Below are 14,157 nucleotides of genomic sequence, written 5' to 3' on the forward strand. Positions count from 1 at the left end.
TATAGAGTATCAGGTAATAATAGATACAATACAGCTATAGAAATATCAAAAAAATATACAAATTCAATAAAACTAGACAATAAATAGTTAAATATATTGAAAAAACAGTTGAAGTTTATATGAAAATTTGGTAACATTTAGAGAGTGCACATGAGTGGCATTTTAAAGCATTAATTTATAGTGGTGTATTAGACTATAAATTTTAAGTGTTTAATGTACAGCTCTTTGTACATTAAACATTGTAACAAGGTTATTGTTAGGTTAGGAGGAAGAAAAATGCAATTAAACATTACAACTGACTATGCAATTAGAATAGTTTTATACCTATCCACTAACATGGATGAATTTGTAAGCACCAAAGAGTTATCGGATAATTTGAGTATTTCTAGAGCTTATGTAACAAAAATAGTAAAAATCTTAGAAAAAAATAATTTGGTTACTATTATGAGAGGTAATAAGGGCGGAGTTGCTCTTAAAAAAGAACCAAGCAAGATAAGTATTTTAGAAGTGATAAGTATTATGGAATCTACAATAAAGATAAACAGATGTTTAGAGGAAGATAAATATTGCTCTGCTGATAGATCTGATTATTGTAAGGTAAATAAGATGTATTTAAAGATTCAAAAACAGCTAGAAGAAGAACTTTCTAGTACTACAGTAGATACTTTGATTTAATTAAGGTGAGTAAAGTAAAAACAATATGATATACAGTACTCAAAAAGAGTATTATAAATAGGAAATTACAATGTTAAAAATGAGTTCAGGTGATAACAATTATTGCTAACAAGACCGCAGAAAATTAATAGTTTTCTGTGGTCTTTATTTTATAACTAATAATAAGTTTGATTTATAGGAATATAATCCCAAAAAAGTGATATAATACGATTATATATACATAAATATATGCAAAATCGTTTTAATTTAATGAATAAGGTAACTATCTTACTATAAGCTATCTAATAAGTTAGATATGGTGATTAAATAAAATTATACAATAAATAATATTTTTATAGTTTTTATAATATATATATTTCTTTATGTATATATATTATGTATATATCTTTTATGAACTCTTAAGATGATTCAAGGGTAAAGGAATAAAAAAGAATTTTATTATTAAATAGTAGTTGAAAGCCACTGATATAAAAAATATTTAAATCAAGTTAAAATAACTTTAAAAAATTTATAGACTTAAATAGAGTGAAGAAAATATATAACAATAGAAATAAATGTAGATATTTCTTAAAATGATTCAAAAGTAAAGGAATAAAAAAGAATTTTGTTATTAAATAGTAGTTGAAAGCCACTGATATAAAAAATATATTTTTATTAATTTAATGATTAGAAAGTAAAAAAAGCATTTAGAGAAATATTATGGAGGTAAAAATGGAAAGATTAGGAAGTATTATAAAAAAAGCATTGCTGATTCTAGTAGTTGTTTTAGCCTTTTACTTGATACCGACTAGAAATTTATATGTAAAGCCGGCATATCAATATCCAAATATGCCAAATGGATGTGAGATTACATCTTTGGAAATGTTGATGAGATATAATGGTTTTGATGTGAGTAAAGAATTTTTAAATGATAATTTTTTGAAACATTCATCTATGAGTAATGCAGATCCAGATTTGGCATATATAGGTAGCCCATACGGAAAGTCTTCTGGTTATTATAGCTATGCAGCACCTATTGCAGAGGCAGCTAATAAATATTTTGAGTCAAATAATGTATCTATAAAAGCGAAGGATAAGACAGGCATGACTGTATTTGGTGTATTAAACCAAATTATATTTAAGAAGAAACCAGTTGCAGTTTGGTACACAGTAGATGATGAAAAACCAAGGTACAATGGAACATACTATACATCTCCAAGTGGTGAAAAAGAGCCTCTATACGCAAATTTACACTGTGTAGTGGTTGATGGAGTAAGTAAAGGCATGATAAGTATAGTGGATCCTGAAAAAGGAAGAAGAGAGATTAACTTCATAGAATTTACAAAATTATATATGCAGATGGGACAAAGAGCAGTTGTTATATGATATAATTAATTTTGGTAAAACGGATTTTGTTTATAAAGTCTTTCTTAAGTGAGGGACTATTAAGGTCATATATTACATTATCGAAATGATGCTAGATTATCGATATAGATTTGATTTTAAAATTAACGGAGCTGTCACTAATGAAAAATAATAGATATATTGCTTAGAAAGGCTTAGCAGTAGTAATATGAAAATAAAAAAATTTATAAAAAGTTAGTATTATTTAATAAAATAGGTTTGGGGGAATGAAAAATGAAGAAGGCTATAATACTTGCAGCTGGTAAGGGAACTAGAATGAAATCGGCTCATCCAAAGGTAGTTCATAAAGTGTGTGGAAAAGAAATGGTAAACCACGTGGTAGATGCCGCAAATGATGCAGGAGTAAATGAAACTATTGTGGTTTTAGGACACGGAATAGAGGAAGTAAAGGAAGCTGTAGGTGAAGGAGTCCAATCAGTAGTTCAAAAAGAACAACTAGGTACTGCTCATGCAGTTAAGATGGCCAATGACTATATTGATGAAAAGGATACAGTTATAGTTTTATGCGGAGATACTCCGTTAATAGAGTCAGATACTTTAAAGGATTTCTTTAAATATCATGATGAAGGCGATTTTGCAGTAACTGTTCTTAGTACATCAGTGGATGACCCAACTGGATACGGAAGAATTATAAGAGATGAAAATAGAGAGTTATTAAAAATAGTAGAACAAAAAGATGCAAGTGAAGATGAAAAATTAGTTAAGGAAATAAACTCAGGAATTTATTGTTTCAATGGTAAATTTTTAAAGGAATCATTAGAAAAAGTTGATAACAACAATGCTCAAGGAGAGTATTATCTTCCTGATACAATAGAAATTATTAGAGAGGCTTCTGGTAAGGCAGGTGCATATATGGCTGCCAGCATAGAAGAGCTAATGGGAGTAAACTCAAGAAATCAGCTATCAAATGCTGAAAGAATAATGAGAAGAAGAATAAATGAAAAGCATATGACAAATGGAGTTACTATTATAGATTCAGATGCTACATATATTGACTCAGATGTTGAAATAGGAAATGATACAATAATTTATCCAGGATGTGTACTTAGAGGAAATAGTAAAATAGGTGTTGGTTGTGAAATAGGACCACAGACAAGTATGGAAAATTCTGTAGTTGGAGATTTTACAAATGTAAAGAAGTCAGAAATGATAAATGCAAGTGTAGCAGATCATACTAATGTAGGTCCATATGCATATTTAAGACCTAAAGCAGATATAGGAAGCCATTGTAAGGTTGGGGATTTTGTAGAAGTAAAAAATGCCAAGCTAGGAGATGGATCTAAGGCATCTCACCTATCATATATAGGAGACGCTGAAGTAGGTAAAAATGTAAACATAGGATGTGGAGTAGTATTTGTTAACTATGATGGTAAAAATAAATTTAGATCAACAGTAGAAGATAATGCTTTTATAGGATCAAATTCAAATTTAGTAGCTCCAGTAACAATAAAAGAAGACGCATTTATAGCTACAGGGTCAACAATTACAGAAGATGTGCCAAGCGCTTGTCTAGCAATTGCCAGAGAAAGACAAGTTATAAAAGAGGGTTGGGTAGAAAAGAAAAGAAAGAAGGACGAAGAAAAAAGTAAATAATTTTTAAACTTACTTTAATAAATGTTTGGAAAAAATATATAATAAGCTACAATATTGTATAAATTAAATTTAAATGAAAAATGTGAAAAGATAGTTTTATAGGAAAAAATTTTAATTTACTATAAAAAATTGGATATTTAAGCACATATTGTTAAATAAAAGTTCAAAAAATATTGTATAAATTAATGTATAAAAATAAAAATTGTGATATAATAATATACGGAATGTAAAATTTTAATTATTATATAAGTCACATTATTACTTTTTAGGAGGTTTATTATGAGTTGTTACAATAGCCATAAGATGAAGCTTATTGCTGGTAACGCATCGAAGGAATTAGCTAGTAAAATAGCTGATTGTTTAGGTATAGGATTAGTCGACTGTAAGGTTGATACTTTCAGTGATGGCGAAATTGCAGTTACAATTAACGAAACTGTTAGAGGTTGCGACGTATTTGTAATTCAGTCAACAAGTAGTCCTGTAAACGATAATTTAATGGAATTATTGATACTTATAGATGCTTTAAAGAGAGCTTCAGTAGGTTCAGTTGCAGCCGTTATACCATATTACGGATATGCAAGACAGGATAGAAAGGCAAAGGCAAGAGATCCAATTACAGCGAAGTTAGTTGCTAATCTTATTGCAGCAGCAGGTGCAGATAGAGTACTTACTATGGACTTACACGCTGGTCAGATACAGGGATACTTTGATATTCCAGTAGATCACTTACTAGGCGGTAAGATTTTAGCTGATTACTTTAGAGATTTAAATATAGACGATTTAGTTGTTGTTTCTCCAGATTTAGGAAGTGTTACTAGATCTAGAAAGTTTGCTAATAATATTAACAAGGAAGTGCCTATTGCAATAATAGACAAGAGAAGACCAAAACCAAATGTTAGTGAAGTAATGAATATTATCGGTGAAGTAGAAGGAAAGAACGTTATACTACTTGACGATATGATAGATACAGCAGGTACTATAGTAAATGCAGCATCAGCTCTTAAGAAATTTGGAGCAAAGGATGTATACGCATGTTGTACACACGGTGTGCTTTCAGGTCCTGCAATAGATAGAATAGAAGCTTCTCCAATAAAGGAATTAATAGTATTAGATACTATAGAGCTTCCAGAAGAAAAGAAAATAGGAAAGATAAAGACAATGTCAGTTGCAGAGATATTCGCAGATGCAATTAACAGAATTTATACTTGTGATTCAGTAAGTAAGCTGTTCTAGTATACAGTTTATTTTTGAAATATAAAATTCATATCAACAAACAAAAAAGTTCCTATATAGGAGCTTTTTTGTTTGTTTAAATTAAAGTCGATAGTCAAGTATTATTGAAAGAGACATTTTGATTGATATTTTTCAAAAAATATTTGCTTATTTAATATAAATTGTGAAAAAAGATATAAAAAATATTATATGGAATATATTTAAAAAAGTTTAATTATAGTTAAAAAATGCAAAATAAAAAGAATTAAAGCAATATAAGTAAGGTTAAAAAAGATTAAGAGTTTAATGTCGGGAAAATGTTATCAGAATAAAAAAATAAAGTTAATATTAGTGATTGATATAATTATATTTATTATGTATAATATAATAAGGGTTTTTTGTGAAAAAAATGATTTAAAGGAAAAAGTATTTAGGAGGTATTTATGTCGTTTTTTACTAATCAATATGTTCTTTCTTTCATAAAATTTGCAATACTTGCAACTTTGGGAGAAATCATAGCTTCTAGTATAAAAAATAAGAAGCTTACTATTCCGCATTCTATTGGGGCTAGAATGATAATTTGGGGACTTCTAGGAGTTTGGATAGCATTTATGATGGGGATATTTGCAAGTTCTATGGGAGCAAAGTTAGGAATGGATGAAAATTCAACCTTCCCTATTAAGCTGGCATTTGCAGTTTTAACATCTGTTGTGATGAATACAACATTTGGACCAGTATTTATGGTTCTTCATAAGCATTCAGACACTTATCTAGACCTTAGATATAATAATAAGGGTGAAAAAGTAACTCTTAAAAATGTATGTGACAACATAGATTACTTTGCATACATAAAAAATGTTTTGATAGGTACGATTCCTACATTTTGGCTACCTGCTCATACTATTACATTCTTGCTACCAGGCGAGTTTAGAGTAATATTTGCAGCTTTGCTTTCTATTTGTTTAGGTATTATATTATCACTAAAATCATAAAATTTAACTCCAGACCAAGATTGGTTTGGAGTTTTTTTTGTGAGTATTTGAATAGGTGGAAATAGTTTTTGATAAAAAAAAGATATGGAAATAGATAAAAATTAGATATAAAAATAGTTTGAAAACTAGATAAAAGAAGTATAAAAACAGATTTAAATAAAGATAAAAAATCAGATATAAAAATAGTTTAGAAAATATATAAAATAAGTATAAAGGCAAATTTAAAAAGATAAAATAAGTACAAAAACAGATTCAAATAAAGATAAAATAAGTAAAAAACAAATTTAAAGTATATTTGAAAGTGGATTAAGGGTAGTCATATTCTATAAATATAAAAAATAGATATTAAATAGATATAATATTATCGATTTTTCTTTTAAAAGATCTTAAAAATTGTTATAAAAAATATTTTTTGACTATATTAATATAAAGAAGTATTAATCTATTTTAAAATATATTTTTCCACGATTCTTTATTTATTTTAAAATATGTTTTGCCACTATAGGACAAAATATATTTGCGACTAAGAGTAGATAAGCTATTTAAGTAAATATTTGATAGGTTTTTTATATTGATACTTGATATGGATATTTAATCGATTTTTATATGGATATTTGATAGATATAGAATATGAGGTGTTAGCAAGCTGAAAGTTTTTTATAAAATAAGAGGCTTTAAAAGGTTTCTATAAATAAGAAGGTTTTATAAGTGTACTTGCTATGTGTTTCTAGAAAGTTAACAGATATATAAAGTCAGCACATATAGGAAATAATTGTATAGAAGGAGTGTATTTAGAAGATGGCTATAATAAAAAAAGTAATAGACGAGTATGAGGACTTAGATTTTTCAGATATACATATTAGAGAAGGTAAAAAGCTTGCTTTTAGATATAAGGGTAAAATAATCTATACAAAATATGTTATTGATATTTTTGATATTGAAGAATTTTTAAATTCTATAAATCAGGAAACTTTATTAAATAGATTAGACAGTAAAAAAGAAATTGATTTTGCATTTGAGCATAGAGATTTTAGGTATAGGGGAAATATATTTTTATATAGAAAAAGGCTAGGAATTACTATTAGAAAGATTTCAATGAAGATAAAGTCAGTGCAGGAGTTGGGCTTACCAGAAAGTTTGTTGGATGTGACGAAATATTCAAGTGGAATAGTATTTATTACAGGTCCTACTGGATCGGGCAAAACCAGAAGTTTGGCGGCTTTGATTGAGTATATAAATTTAAACTATAATAAGCATATAATAACAATAGAAGATCCGATAGAATATATTTTTGAAAGTAAATCTTCTTTAATTACTCAAAGAGAGATAAGTTTGGACAGTCATAGCTTTTCTACTGCTCTCAAGTCAGCGCTTAGGCAAGATCCAGATATTATAATTGTTGGGGAAGTAAGAGATGAAGAGACGATTAAAATGGCTATTAGAGCAGCGGAAACTGGGCATTTATGCTTTTGTACACTACATACACTAGGGGCTGCAGCTACTGTAGAAAGAATAATTGCAATGTTTCCTTCTGATGAAAAAGAAAAGGTAAAGTATGAATTGAGCCTTGTTTTAAGGGCAATTGTATCGCAAAGTTTAATACTAATTGATGGTGAACTTTCACCGATAACAGAACTTCTAATAGTAGATAAATCTGTCTGCAATATGATAAAGGAAAATAAAAGCAATCAAATTTCTAATTATATAGAGACAAATCTCTCAAAGGGTATGCTATCTATGGATAGAGAATTAATAAAATTATATGAAAAAAAGAAAATTAGTAAAGATCAGCTAGAGTCTAACTGTATTGATTCAGATAGAATTAGAGATATTTTAAGCTCTGAAAATTCTTTATTTAAAGCAAAAGCTATATATTAAAATTATAAGTAAAAAGAAAATATATTTAAAGAGGAGTAGCTATTTATGTATGCTTATTTTTTATTTCTAGCATTATTTGAAGTTATTATTGTAAATATAGTCTTAGATAATAGAGGTATAGAGTTGAATAATATGGAAAAGCTAGCTGTTTTTCTAGTAATATCAATTATGATTCAATATTGTATAGTTGTTTGTATGGACTTTTACTATTTGCTTAGGATTATATTTTCTATACCTATATTATTTATTGTTTCTTATACAGACACAAAATTCAGATTGGTGTTTGATGAAGACCTAATCTGTGGTATTATAGTACAGGTAGGGATAGTATTAACATTTATAATAATAGACATAGTTTATATAAAGAAGTACTCTCCAATAGGGTTGAATTGCACTTTTACAGAAAAGATAGCAAGTTTATATGGAAAAATTGAAAAGGGCATATTTAATAAGGGAGAATTAGGGATTTATTTTAATCATCTAAGCTACCTATTTGAAGATATAAAAAGAAATATATATGGATCTATAGCTTTGTTTCTAGTGTCTTATGTGATAGCCAAGAGTACAGAGGCAATGGGGATGGGAGATGTTTTATACTTTTCCTTTATAGCAAGCTTTACTGATGTATCTATTTCATTTTTTATATTTTTTGCATCATTTATATTTTCTGGATTGTATTGTATATTCTTGAGAATCTTTGATAAGAAGAGTTTTTTTAACGGTTTGATTTCATTCACTCCGTTTATTTCTGTTGGATTTTTGATTTCTTTATGTCTATAAACATTGTTATATAATTAAATTGTGGAACTTTAATAATTCGAGCATAAAAAATAAATATATAGATTTTAAGCTTAATGGGATGACTTAAAAAATAGTATTGAGATAGATTTTTTAGAAAATTTAGGGCTATTATTAAAAAAATGAGCCAAAGTATAGATAAATAGGAGTTAAAGACTATTAAATAGATTATTTGGGTATATAGCTTAGTAGAGCTTAGGATCTTTTGAAGATCTATTTAATAATAAATCCTATATTATTGTAGTGATTGAATATTAATATTTGGATTTATAAATTTATTTTTTATTAATGAAGTTTCTTATAAATATAAGGTATTTATTGAATAAATATCTCTTTTTTGATTATAAAATTGATATTATCTGAATTTAAAAAATAATTTAGGAAGGGTTAAGATAAAATGTATATAATAGTAGGACTAGGAAATCCTGGTAAAAAATTTGAACATACTAGACATAATGCTGGTTTTGATGCGATAGATAGATTGGCGGACAAGCACGGTATAAAAATAGATAAGTTAAAGCACAAAGCTTTAATTGGAGAAGGAAGAATCAACTCAGAAAAGGTTGTTTTGGTAAAGCCTCAAACATATATGAATTTAAGTGGTGAGTCTATAGTGAGTGTATGTCAGTTCTTTAAGCCAGAATATGATCATTTAATAGTTATGTATGATGATATAGACTTAGATGTTGGAAAGTTAAGAATAAGGAAAAAGGGTAGCGCAGGCTCTCACAATGGAATGAAATCAATAATAAAGAGCATATCTACACAAGAATTTCCAAGGATTAGAATAGGGGTGTCAAAGCCTGCTGAAGGGTGGGATTTGGCGGATTTTGTATTGTCAAAACTATCTAAAGAAGATTCAAAGGCATTTGATGAGAGTTTGGATAGAGCGGTATTGACAGTAGAAGAGATTATAAGCTCAGGTATTGAGCCAGCTATGAACAAATATAATGGTTAAGGTATGGTGTGATTAAAATGGAAGATGTATTAATTAGTTCTTTAAAAAATAGCTTAGAATACACGAACATGATAGAATCACTCTCGAAAAAAGAGGGTAATATTCAAATTAATGGTCTTCTTCCAGCAAGTAAAGTCAATATTGCATATTCTATTTACAAAAATACATCTAGACAGATGCTATACGTTGCAAATACAGAATATGAGGCAAAAAAAATATATGAAGAGTTGTCTGTATACATGAAAAGCAAGGTAGAGTTTCTTGGTACAAATGAACTCCTTTTTTATAGTTTAGATGCTAGGGACAGAAAATTAGATGCTAGAAGACTGAAGACATATTTTAAGTTGTTTAAGAAAGAAAAAATAATCTTGGTAACATATACAGATGTACTTGCAAAAAAATATGTGCCAAAAAGCATTATTATGGATAATGTATTTAATTTAAAAGTTGGACAGACGGTTGATATAGAGAGCTTATCAAAAAGTTTGGTCCATCTAGGTTATCAAAGAGTGAGCAAGGTTGAAGGGTTTGGGCAATTTAGTGTAAGAGGTGGTATAGTAGATATATTTACTCTCTTATATGATTATCCTATCAGACTTGAATTTTTTGACGATGAAATTGATTCAATAAGAGAATTTGATGTTTATACACAGAAGTCCGTAGATAAAATGAAGAAGGTAACAATTACTCCTTCAAGAGACTTTATATATCCAGAAGATGTAAGTGTAGGAGTTGAAAAGATTAAATCAGAAACAAGTGACTCCACAGATTTGGATATAATGAGAAATATAGAAAAGATAGAAAGAAAAGAATATTTTGATGGACTTGAAAACTATATAGAATATTTATACGATGGAAAGTATGAGAGTTTAATAGAATATCTAAGTGATGACGCAGTAGTATTTGTAGATGATATTGCTCATGGCAAGGAAAGATATAAGAATTTATCCTCAGAATTTAAAGATAACTACACTCTAAATTTAGAGAGAGGTTTGGCTTTAAAAACTCAGGGTAATTTATTATTTTCAATGTATGATATTGTATATAGATTGAAAAATAGAAAAGCAATCTTTAATTCGCTTTTACCAAAAATAGTCAATGATGTGGACATTAAAGAGCAGTTCACTTTAAATAGTAGAGATATCCCTGGCTATAAGGGAAGGCTAGATCTATTTATTGAAGAAATAAAAAGACTAAGACACATAGGATATAAGATAGTTATTGCGACTGCTACAACAGAAAGAGCAAAGAAGATTCACAATTTATTGTCTGAAAATGGAATTGAAAGTATATATTCAATTAAAAGAGATCTAGAAATAAAGACATCTCAGATTGTTGTTACATCTGCAAATATTAGTCAAGGATTTATGTATCCAGATATTAAGTTTCAGATAATAACAGATAAAGAGATGGTGGGCTCCAACAAAATAGGAGTTAAGAAAAAGAAAAAGAAGAAGAAAAATAACTCGACAAAAATTGACTCTTTCATAGAGTTAAATGTAGGGGACTATGTTGTTCATGAAAACAGTGGTATTGGTAAATATACAGGTATAGAGCAAATTAGTGTTGCTGGAATAAAAAAGGATTACTTGAAGGTAGTTTATCAGGGTGGGGATAGCCTATATGTTCCAATAGACCAGATGGACAAAGTTCAAAAGTATATCGGTGGCGATGTAGAAAAGGTAAGACTCAATAAGCTTGGTGGAAGTGAATGGTCAAAAGCAAAAAGAAAAGTTAAAAAAGAAATTGACGATATGACCAAGGAACTTATAGACTTATACGCAAAACGTGAAAGTAGAAAGGGATATAAGTTTTCTAAAGACACTGTTTGGCAAAAAGAGTTTGAAGATAGATTTCCATACCAAGAAACAGAGGATCAGTTAAAAGCAATAAAAGAAACCAAAAAAGATATGGAATCTGCTAAGGTAATGGATAGGCTGGTATGTGGTGATGTTGGTTATGGAAAAACAGAGGTAGCTATTAGAGCAATTTTTAAGGCTGTAACAGATGGAAAGCAAGTAGCTGTTTTAGTTCCGACTACAATACTTGCACAACAACACTACAATACATTTACCGAGAGATTCGATGGATATCCTATAAGGGTTGAAGTTTTAAGTAGATTTAGAACAGCAAAGCAACAAAAAGAAATTATTGAAGATGCTAAAAAAGGTCTAGTAGACGTTTTGATAGGTACCCACCGTATAGTATCTAAGGATATAGATATGCCAAAGCTGGGTCTTGTTGTAGTAGATGAAGAGCAGCGTTTTGGGGTAAAGCACAAAGAATCCCTGAAACAGATAAAGGCAAATGTTGATGTCTTGACCCTATCAGCTACTCCGATACCTAGAACTTTACATATGTCTTTGAGTGGAATAAGAGATATGAGTATTATAGAAGAGCCACCGCTGGAAAGGTACCCTGTAATGACCTATGTTATAGAGGCAAAAGACAGTATAATACAAGATGAAATTCATAGAGAATTAGCAAGAGGTGGTCAGGTATTCTTTGTTTATAATAGAGTAGAAGGTATAGAAGAGATGGCATCTAGAATAAGAAGGCTAGTACCAGATGCAAGGATTGGTGTAGCACACGGTAGAATGTCTTCTAAGGAACTAGAAAATACTGTCCTTTCATTTCTATCAAAAGAGTTTGACGTCTTAGTTTGTACAACTATTATTGAGACAGGAATGGATATAGCCAATGCAAATACTATGATTATATATGATGCAGATAAGATGGGACTAGCCCAGTTATATCAGCTAAGAGGTCGTGTAGGAAGAAGCTCTAAACAAGGCTATGCATATCTTATGTATGAAAGAAATAAGGTATTAAGTGAAGTTGCAGAAAAGAGGCTAAAGTCTATAAAGGAATTTACAGAGTTTGGATCAGGATTTAAAATTGCAATGAGGGACCTTGAAATAAGAGGAGCAGGAGATGTCCTAGGTGCTCAACAACATGGTCATATGGCGATAATTGGTTATGAATTATACGTTAAGATGTTAAATGAAGCTATCTCTAAGATAAAGGGTGAGGAAATAGTAGAAGACATAGATGTTGAAATAGAATTAACTGTCAACGCCTATATACCTTCTAGCTATATTCAAGATGAAATTATCAAGTTAGAAATGTACAAAAAAATAGCAACAATTGATAATAAGGAAGATATGTATGAAATGCAAGAAGAGTTGGAGGATAGATTCTCTGACATTCCAAAAGAGACACAAACATTATTAAATATTGCTTACATTAAATCTCTATGTAAGAGACTAAAGATAGATAAGGTAAAACAAACTGGTCAAACTATTGATCTAATGCCTTTTACAAAATATGAATCAAAAGAGGCTAGTGGATATGATATAGTGATGGAACTAGTAAATATGTTGGAAGGTTTCTGTAAGAGACAGAAAACAAAAAATCAAAATTAGGAGGAAAAAATTTTGAAGAAACTATTGGCTATTTTGTTAGCCTGCGTAGTAGGTGTATCAGCAGTAGGATGTACTGGAAATAATGCAGTAGCTACAGTAGATGGAAAAGAAATTACAACTAAGGAATTTGAAGAACAGCTAAAATTTAGCAAGTGGATAACTGAGCTTCAGTATGGTGATGATATCTGGGGAACTATGAAAAAGCAAGATCCTAAGTACCAAGAAACTATAAAAAATCAAGTTATGGACTCGCTTGTTCAGAGTCAGATATTTTTACAGTATGCAGAAAAAAATAATATTAAGCCAGATCAAAAGCAATTAGAAGATTTTAAGGCTCAAAACAAAAAGATGTTTGAAGATGCTAAGGCAAAAGAATCATTTGCTAAAAGTGGTTTAGATGAAAAGTTTATGGATAACTATGCTAAGCAGGCTGCTACAATAACAGGCGTTGTAAAATTTATTGAAAAGAAATCAACACCAGATGAAAAGAAACTGAAGAAGTACTATGATGAAAACAGTGAAAAAATAGATGCTTCACACATTCTTTTAGTAACTACAGATGAAAAAACTGGTAAAACATATCCAGATGAGAAAAAAGCTGAAATAAAGAAAAAGGCTGATGAAGTATATGAAAAGGCCAAAAGTGGTGAAGATTTTGCTAAGTTAGCAAAGGAATATTCACAGGATCCAGGATCAAAGGAATCTGGTGGTTCTCTAGGTGAGTTTTCTAAGGGTTCTATGGTAGAAGAATTTGAAAAGGTTGCTTTTTCAATGAAAGAAGGAGAAATATCTCAACCAGTCGAAACACAATTTGGATATCATATAATCAAGGTAAATAAAAAAATTAAGCTAGATTATGATAAGGTTAAGGCTGAAATGAAGCAAGAATTAACTCAGAAAAACAGTCAAGAAATGATATCAAAGATTCAAGATACAGCAAAGGTTGAAAAGTTTGAGGATAAAATAAAGGAAGTCCCATTCGGTTCAACAGGAGCAGAAAAGAAGGATACAAATAAAGCTGAAGAAAAGAAAGATACAAAGAAAACTGAAGAAAAGAAAGATACAAAGAAAATTGAAGAAAAGAAATAACTAAAAAAAGAAAAGGCTAGCATGGTTTAACTATGTTGGCCTTTTTATAGTTGGACGATTAATTGCTGTATTGATATATTAAAATAGCCTGAAATATGCGATTTTGGGGGATAAAATAGCATTTATATGGTAT

General features: G+C 29.3%; 10 protein-coding genes. All 10 read left to right on the top strand.

What is annotated here, in order from left to right:
* The first annotated feature begins 276 nt into the window (after window positions 1-276).
* The 10 genes from UF10_RS08040 to UF10_RS08085 all read left to right on the top strand — a co-directional run bounded on the left by UF10_RS08040 (window position 277) and on the right by UF10_RS08085 (window position 14,024).
* Complete coding sequence (locus UF10_RS08040) at window positions 277-675, top strand: RrF2 family transcriptional regulator (RefSeq protein WP_106777287.1); 399 nt, start codon at window positions 277-279, stop codon at window positions 673-675.
* A gap of 711 nt (window positions 676-1,386) precedes the next feature.
* Window positions 1,387-2,040, top strand: a complete 654-nt coding sequence (locus tag UF10_RS08045) for a C39 family peptidase (RefSeq protein ID WP_106777288.1) — start codon at window positions 1,387-1,389, stop codon at window positions 2,038-2,040.
* A gap of 252 nt (window positions 2,041-2,292) precedes the next feature.
* Entirely contained in the window at window positions 2,293-3,672 is a 1,380-nt protein-coding gene (gene glmU, locus UF10_RS08050) for a bifunctional UDP-N-acetylglucosamine diphosphorylase/glucosamine-1-phosphate N-acetyltransferase GlmU (protein ID WP_106777289.1), read from the top strand.
* Window positions 3,673-3,951: 279 nt separating this feature from the next.
* Window positions 3,952-4,905 (top strand): ribose-phosphate diphosphokinase, encoded by a 954-nt coding sequence (locus UF10_RS08055; protein WP_106777290.1) that lies wholly within the window; start codon window positions 3,952-3,954, stop codon window positions 4,903-4,905.
* A 422-nt stretch (window positions 4,906-5,327) separates the two neighbouring features.
* Window positions 5,328-5,876 (top strand): Mpv17/PMP22 family protein, encoded by a 549-nt coding sequence (locus UF10_RS08060; protein ID WP_106777291.1) that lies wholly within the window; start codon window positions 5,328-5,330, stop codon window positions 5,874-5,876.
* A 798-nt stretch (window positions 5,877-6,674) separates the two neighbouring features.
* A complete protein-coding gene (locus UF10_RS08065) occupies window positions 6,675-7,754 on the top strand; it encodes a type IV pilus twitching motility protein PilT (RefSeq protein WP_106777292.1) in 1,080 nt (359 codons plus the stop codon).
* A gap of 45 nt (window positions 7,755-7,799) precedes the next feature.
* A complete protein-coding gene (locus tag UF10_RS08070) occupies window positions 7,800-8,534 on the top strand; it encodes a prepilin peptidase (RefSeq protein WP_106777293.1) in 735 nt (244 codons plus the stop codon).
* A 415-nt stretch (window positions 8,535-8,949) separates the two neighbouring features.
* Window positions 8,950-9,510 carry an aminoacyl-tRNA hydrolase gene (gene pth / locus UF10_RS08075; protein ID WP_106777294.1) on the top strand — a complete coding sequence of 187 codons (561 nt, stop codon included), beginning with the start codon at window positions 8,950-8,952 and terminating at the stop codon, window positions 9,508-9,510.
* Window positions 9,511-9,527: 17 nt separating this feature from the next.
* The gene (gene mfd, locus UF10_RS08080; RefSeq protein WP_106777295.1) at window positions 9,528-12,935 is read left to right on the top strand and encodes a transcription-repair coupling factor; all 3,408 of its coding nucleotides are present in this window, start codon (window positions 9,528-9,530) and stop codon (window positions 12,933-12,935) included.
* 12 nt (window positions 12,936-12,947) lie between these two features.
* Window positions 12,948-14,024, top strand: a complete 1,077-nt coding sequence (locus UF10_RS08085) for a peptidylprolyl isomerase (protein ID WP_106777296.1) — start codon at window positions 12,948-12,950, stop codon at window positions 14,022-14,024.
* Window positions 14,025-14,157 lie beyond the last annotated feature (133 nt).

This window comes from Peptostreptococcus russellii (genome assembly GCF_003012055.1).
GTDB lineage: Bacteria > Bacillota > Clostridia > Peptostreptococcales > Peptostreptococcaceae > Peptostreptococcus > Peptostreptococcus russellii.

Coding starts and splice junctions, on each gene's coding strand:
- UF10_RS08040 (WP_106777287.1), top strand. CDS start 277: ATGCAATTAAACATTACAACTGACTATGCAATTAGAATAGTTTTATAC.
- UF10_RS08045 (WP_106777288.1), top strand. CDS start 1,387: ATGGAAAGATTAGGAAGTATTATAAAAAAAGCATTGCTGATTCTAGTA.
- glmU (WP_106777289.1), top strand. CDS start 2,293: ATGAAGAAGGCTATAATACTTGCAGCTGGTAAGGGAACTAGAATGAAA.
- UF10_RS08055 (WP_106777290.1), top strand. CDS start 3,952: ATGAGTTGTTACAATAGCCATAAGATGAAGCTTATTGCTGGTAACGCA.
- UF10_RS08060 (WP_106777291.1), top strand. CDS start 5,328: ATGTCGTTTTTTACTAATCAATATGTTCTTTCTTTCATAAAATTTGCA.
- UF10_RS08065 (WP_106777292.1), top strand. CDS start 6,675: ATGGCTATAATAAAAAAAGTAATAGACGAGTATGAGGACTTAGATTTT.
- UF10_RS08070 (WP_106777293.1), top strand. CDS start 7,800: ATGTATGCTTATTTTTTATTTCTAGCATTATTTGAAGTTATTATTGTA.
- pth (WP_106777294.1), top strand. CDS start 8,950: ATGTATATAATAGTAGGACTAGGAAATCCTGGTAAAAAATTTGAACAT.
- mfd (WP_106777295.1), top strand. CDS start 9,528: ATGGAAGATGTATTAATTAGTTCTTTAAAAAATAGCTTAGAATACACG.